This is a genomic window from Metasolibacillus meyeri, assembly GCF_003049505.1.
Classification (GTDB): domain Bacteria; phylum Bacillota; class Bacilli; order Bacillales_A; family Planococcaceae; genus Metasolibacillus; species Metasolibacillus meyeri.
In genome coordinates this window covers 1-5,826 of sequence record NZ_PYWN01000162.1, presented here as the reverse complement: position 1 = coordinate 5,826, position 5,826 = coordinate 1, and the positions used below count along the sequence as shown (strand labels likewise).

General features: G+C 36.8%; 4 protein-coding genes. All 4 read right to left on the bottom strand.

Annotated features, from left to right (window positions below):
- Positions 1-455: 455 nt before the first annotated feature.
- Positions 456-2,246, bottom strand: coding sequence for an asparagine synthase (glutamine-hydrolyzing) (gene asnB, locus C9J34_RS19135; protein ID WP_107841775.1), 1,791 nt, complete (start codon positions 2,244-2,246; stop codon positions 456-458).
- 89 nt (positions 2,247-2,335) lie between these two features.
- Positions 2,336-3,640 carry a D-alanyl-D-alanine carboxypeptidase family protein gene (locus tag C9J34_RS19130; protein WP_193769089.1) on the bottom strand — a complete coding sequence of 435 codons (1,305 nt, stop codon included), beginning with the start codon at positions 3,638-3,640 and terminating at the stop codon, positions 2,336-2,338.
- A gap of 226 nt (positions 3,641-3,866) precedes the next feature.
- Positions 3,867-5,333 (bottom strand): IMP dehydrogenase, encoded by a 1,467-nt coding sequence (guaB, locus tag C9J34_RS19125; RefSeq protein WP_107841773.1) that lies wholly within the window; start codon positions 5,331-5,333, stop codon positions 3,867-3,869.
- Between the two features lie 243 nt (positions 5,334-5,576).
- Positions 5,577-5,826: hypothetical protein (locus C9J34_RS22490; RefSeq protein ID WP_238600717.1), on the bottom strand; the 250-nt coding region annotated here is incomplete at its 5' end.

The window sequence follows — 5,826 nt, the reverse complement described above, 5'->3', positions numbered from 1 at the left end:
AAAAAAATAAATAATACCTCAAACAGATACTAACATACTAAAATATAAAAACAAATTAATTTAATATAAATATTTACAAATAAGTTAATTTTAAATCGATTACCACTCTAATTTTTTTAGTGGTCTGCAAACATCCTTTTCTTTACTATTTTTAATACGATTAAAAATTTGAAAAATCAGAAGCATAAATCGGTGAAAATTGGACTATATAGATATTTGTTACATATCTAACACCCTTTTTAAGTAGAATATTTATATTAAAGAGTAGCCCCTTTCAATCCTCATAAATTCACAAAAAATAAATTGAAAAAATCTGGACTAAAATTAGCCCAGACGTAAATGATATTTCCCTTTGTAATTACTTTTAGTTTACTAATAAGCACTTCTTCAATCTCATTCTAGCTTTTGTCGCAAGTTCCCCTGCGTAAAAACTAGCTCCATAGCCATTAACAATACTAATGCTCCACAAGCTCAATCTTATACTCTTCAAACCACATATCAATCTGGATTAAAAAGGCGAGTAGCTGTGGCCCAGCCATTAATTGCCCAAACCAAGGAACCTTGAAAGATGAACCTCCTGATTGAATTAATTCATTTATTTTCTCCTTATTGAACAGTTCATGTAAAATGGAATTTTTATTTTCAAGTCGCTGTTGCAATATTTCTTGCACTCTATTTGTATATTTCGGATGGTAAGTTTTAGGATACGGATTCTTTTTTCGATATACTACTTCCTGAGGTAAAATCCCTTCAAAAGATTTTCTTAATATACCTTTTTCTAAACCGCCTACTGTTTTCATTTCCCAGGGAATGTTCCATGCATATTCAACAAGGCGATGGTCTGCAAAAGGTACACGCACTTCTAAACCTGCCGCCATTGTCATACGATCTTTGCGCTCTAATAAAGTTTGCATAAAGTACTGACGGTTCAAATAAAAAAGTTGCTGTCTCTTATCAGTTGTAGGCATTTGTTTCATTTCATCATGATATGTTTGCTGCAAATAATCCTTTAATGGCAATTTCTTTTGCCATTCGTCTTGTAACAATTGTGCCCGCTCATCGCTTGAACGAATCCAAGGGAAGTATGGTGTATCATGATAAAACCAAGGGTAGCCACCAAATAATTCATCCGCACATTCACCTGATAGGGCAACGGTGAAATTCTTTTTAATTTCTTGACCAAATAATACGAGTGAGCTATCAATGTCCACCATGCTCGGATAATCTTTTCCATGCAATGCCTGCCTTAAATAAGTGACTAGCTGCTCTTGCTCTACAATAACTTCATGATGTACTGTATCAAATTGTTGACTCATTATATTGATCCAATAACGATCTCGCGTTGTTTGGAAATCATTTTTCATAAAAAATTGCTCATTATCCTCATAATCGATTGAATACGTATGAAGCTTTTCCTTTGATGTACGTGCAGCGATTGCTGTAATAATACTTGAATCAAGTCCACCAGATAGTAGCGTACAAAGCGGTACATCGCTCACTAATTGACGCTTGATTGCATCAGTTGCTAATTCCCGCACATGCTCAATCGTTTGCTCTAACGTTTCCGTGTGCTCTTTAGTCACTACATCCCAATAGCACCATGATTTTATACCCTGTTGATTGAATTGCAATGCGTATGCTGGTGGCAATTCGAAAATATTTTTAAATACCGTTGTACCAGGTTTTCTTGAAGGACCAATGCTTAAAAGTGCTGTTAATCCTTCATAAGTAACAACTGGCCGAATCGCATGATGTGCTAATAATGCTTTTATTTCAGAAGCAAATAGTAACCCTTCCGCACTTTGTGTGTAAAATAGAGGCTTTACCCCTAATCGATCACGGAATAAATAAACCGACTGCTCATTCGTATCCCACACTGCAAAGGCAAAAATACCATTAAGATGCTCTACACAGCGTTCTTTCCATTCAATGAATGCACATAGTAAAACTTCTGTATCTGATGTCGTTGTAAACGTATAGCCTTGTGCGATTAATGTTTGGCGCAACCCCTCTGTATTATAAAGCTCACCGTTGTAAACAATTGTATAATTCATTTTTGTCATAGGCTGCGCACCACCTGCTACATCGATTACGGCTAATCGACGATGACCAAGTTGCGCATGCTGCTCCGTCCAAATTGCCTGTGCATCTGGACCTCGATGTGCCAAAACATCTGTCATATGCTGTATTTGTTGTGTATCATTTAACACTTTATCAAAGTTAACGATACCCGCAATTCCACACATATTTCACACTCCTTCACGGATGTATATGCATGTTTTTATTTCAATAGAACAAAAAAGAGCTATCCATTTGGATAACTCTTTTTTAATAATTAACTAAATAACCCTGTCACGCTTCCCCATAAATTGCTGAAAAATTTACCAATCCCTTGGAAGAACAATGAGATGCCACTAGCACGCTCTACAGACGCTGTTGTCACAACATCTACTGTTAGTTCCTTGCCATCGATAAAACCGTAATCTGTGCCTTCTGAGCGCTCTAATGTTGCTTTACCGACAACTGTGTCTTGCTCCACTGCTGCCTCTAGTTCTTCTTTCGATAAATTCAGAACAGGTTGATATAAATCTTTATCACTTGTTTTAATCATGAAGGAGATTGGTTCCTTTGTTGCAATGGCAACATCGTCTGCTTTCCCTTTCGTTACCTTCACTGTTTTTTGCTCTTCAAATACATGATTAGCAGGTAATAATTCTTGTTTTGTGAATTGACCAAAGCCGTAATCAAATAGCTTTGCTGTTGCATCAAAACGCGCTTTATAAGAGCCTACACCATTTGCATCTACAGCCTTCATCACAACCGCGATTAGGCGTGTACCATTGCGTTCTGCTGTTCCTGTAAAGCAATGTCCAGCAAAAGTTGTTGTACCTGTTTTTAAGCCATCTACCCCTTCATAGGCAAACACAAGCTCTGGCAACATGAAATTCCAATTATCCATGTTAATTGCATCGCTTGTCCCTTCACGAAACTGCTTTTTGGCAATTTTAGATGTTTCTAAAACTTCTGGGTGCTCTTTTAATAAATGATATGCTAATTTAGCTGTCGATTTAGCTGACATAACATTTTCATCCTCTGCACCTGTACCAGATGGATGCATGCCCATTAAATCGACATTATTTAAACCTGTAGAGTTAACAAATTTATAGCCTTCAAGCCCAAGCTCTTCCGCTTTTGCATTCATTAACTTCAAAAATTCAGTTTCTGTACCTGCAATCGTCTCAGCAATCCCAACCGTTGCTGCATTTGCTGAGTAGATTACCATTGCTTCATATAATTCGCGAATTGTGTATGTACCATCTGCACGTAGTGGTACATTACTTAACGCACGGTTTTGAGACATTTTATACGTATAATCTGTTACACGATATTCTTGATCCCAAGTAACCGTCCCTGCTTTAATCGCATCAAGCAGCAAAAATTCTGTCATCATTTTTGTCATACTTGCAATACCTAATGATGTGTTTGCATTTTGCTCATATAAAATTTTCCCTGAATCCGCATCAATCAAAATTGCTGCATCTACTGTTAAACCTAAATCCGTTTCTGCTTGTGCTACAGGCGTTGTTATTAGCATGCTAAATAACAATACTGATAGCGTTAGGAAACTGACTATTTTCATACTTGCCTTTTTCACAAAGCTACCTCCACTAAATAGTTTCTCGTTCATAATTTTATCATAGAACATCAGTAAATGCGGTATTTATCTTGATTCCTCTAAAAACATCCACCATTTAAGTGACAAAATGAATGCTTTTTTACCTTTTTTTACCGATATTTTCTCTAACATAGAAAAAACACTCTGCTAACATTATTACTGACGTTAACAGAGTGTTTTAGTTGCGTTTTTATTGATAAGAATAATTTGGTGCTTCTTTTGTAATTTGTACGTTATGTGGATGCGATTCGCGAAGACCTGCACCAGTCATACGAACAAATTGTGCTTCTTCACGTAAAGCTTGTAAATTTGCTGATCCACAGTAGCCCATACCTGCTCGAATACCACCAATTAATTGATGAATTGTATCAGCAAGCGGCCCCTTATATGGAAGGCGACCTTCAATTCCTTCTGGTACTAATTTTTTCGCATCTTCTTGGAAGTAGCGATCTTTTGAACCTTTTTCCATTGCACCAAGTGAACCCATACCACGATATACTTTGAAGCGTCGACCTTGGAAGATTTCCGTCTCTCCAGGTGATTCTGAAGTACCTGCTAATAACGAGCCTAGCATCACGACATGCCCACCTGCTGCTAAAGCTTTCACGATATCACCAGAGTATTTAATACCGCCATCGGCAATAATCGATTTACCATACTCACGTGCTACTGAAGCAGCATCGTATACAGCTGTAATTTGTGGTACACCTACACCAGCAACAACACGTGTCGTACAAATTGAGCCTGGTCCAATACCTACTTTTACTACATCTGCGCCAGCCTCAAATAATGCACGTGTACCTTCGGCTGTAGCAACATTTCCAGCAATGATTTCTAGTTCTGGGTAAGCAGCACGAATCGATCTAATTGTATTTAATACGCCTTGTGAATGACCATGTGCTGTATCAATAACAATAATATCAACTTGTGCTTCAACAAGCTTTGCAATACGCCCCATTGTATCACTTGAAACACCTACTGCTGCTCCTACTAATAGACGTCCATGAACATCTTTTGCAGCATTCGGGAATTCAATAACTTTTTCGATATCTTTAATTGTAATTAAACCTGTTAATTTACCATCTTCATCAACAATCGGTAATTTTTCAATTTTATATTGCTGTAAAATCTTTTCAGCATCTTCTAACGTCGTGCCTTCAGCTGCTGTAATTAAATCTTCTTTTGTCATTACGTCATCGATTTTTAAAGCATAGTCCGAAATAAAACGTAAATCACGGTTTGTAATAATACCTACTAATTTTTGATCGTCCATATTGTTTACAATTGGAACACCCGAAATGCGGTATTTACCCATTAAATGCTCAGCATCAAAAACTTGGTGCTCTGGTGTTAAGTAGAATGGATTTGTAATAACACCATTTTCAGAGCGTTTTACTTTTTCTACTTCTTCGGCCTGCTCATCGATCGTCATATTTTTATGGATAATACCAATTCCACCTTGACGTGCCATAGCGATTGCCATTTTTGCTTCTGTTACTGTGTCCATACCAGCGCTTATTAAAGGAATGTTTAATTTGACTTTCGGTGTTAATTGTACTGATAAATCCACGTCTTTTGGTAATACTTCCGAGTGAGCTGGAACTAGTAGTACATCATCAAATGTTAATCCTTCTTTAGCAAATTTCGTTTCCCACATTTCGAAAATTCCTCCTAGGTAAAAGAATATTATTGTAAGGTTATCAACGTGTTCATGTGGTGTCAAGGTATTATAAAAAGAAAAATAATTCAGATTATTACTTACCCCATTTTAGTCTGAATAAAATTTCTATATTGACAGCATTTAAAATTCAATTGAGTTCTTCATAATTTTAGTATTTTCAAGTTATTTGAAAAGTATGAGGATAATTTTGCTATTATTTAGCACCTAAATATCTGTCTCTTAATTTATTGTTGAGACTAAAATCTTTCGCATATTGAGGGTCTGGAGGCTTTTTAAATGGCTTTGGGAAAATTCATTAGGGTTTTTAGTATATATATTTCTATCAGCAATTTTAGGGGTTCTATTGGTAACATTATTGCAAAGCAACATCCTACTCTCATTTGGCACTTCAAAACGTAGCACAGCTGAGCGGCGAATCTCTTCGTTGCCCGCGTCGCTCATGTGCTCCGTACATTCCGCTCCGCACGCC

What these genes read in the sequence shown, in the direction of transcription:
- guaB (WP_107841773.1), bottom strand. Translation starts at nt 5,333, where the DNA reads ATGTGGGAAACGAAATTTGCTAAAGAAGGATTAACATTTGATGATGTA.
- asnB (WP_107841775.1), bottom strand. Translation starts at nt 2,246, where the DNA reads ATGTGTGGAATTGCGGGTATCGTTAACTTTGATAAAGTGTTAAATGAT.
- C9J34_RS19130 (WP_193769089.1), bottom strand. Translation starts at nt 3,640, where the DNA reads ATGAAAATAGTCAGTTTCCTAACGCTATCAGTATTGTTATTTAGCATG.